At 72.5% G+C, this 455-nt stretch carries 1 protein-coding gene; it reads left to right on the top strand.

Features of this window, described 5'->3' with window-relative positions:
- The coding region (locus B3T77_RS11575) for a PAS-domain containing protein (protein WP_292079739.1) at nt 1-455 on the top strand (455 nt) is incomplete at both ends.

Genomic DNA, 455 nt, shown 5'->3' with positions numbered 1-455 from the left:
CGCTGGACGACCGGCGGGGGCGCGCGGCGCGCCTGGCGCATCATCGCCGAGCCGGCGGGCGGCGGGGCCGTCACCGCCTTCGCCATTGAGGTGACCGAGGCGGAAGAGACGCGCGACACCCTGCGCCGCCACGTCGACGCGCATGACGAGACGTTGAACCACCTGGCCGACGCCGTCGCCATCTTCGGCCCGCAAAAGCGGCTGGCCTTCCACAACACCGCCTTCCAGGCCCTGTTCGACATCGACGCGGCCTGGCTGGACGAACGTCCGACCCATGCCGAACTGCTGGACCGTCTGCGCCAGCGTCGCAGCCTGCCCGAGGTGGTCGACTACGCCGGCTGGAAGGCGCGCGAGCTGGAGTTTTATGGCGCGTCGGAGGCCTCGCCGGACGACAGCTGGTCCTTGCCGGACGGGCGCACTCTGCGCGTCGTGCGCCAGCCGCACCCGCTGGGCGG

The organism is Brevundimonas sp. UBA7838, assembly GCF_002500885.1.
Classification (GTDB): Bacteria; Pseudomonadota; Alphaproteobacteria; order Caulobacterales; family Caulobacteraceae; genus Brevundimonas; species Brevundimonas vesicularis_C.
This window is presented reverse-complemented; position numbering and strand designations above follow the sequence as displayed.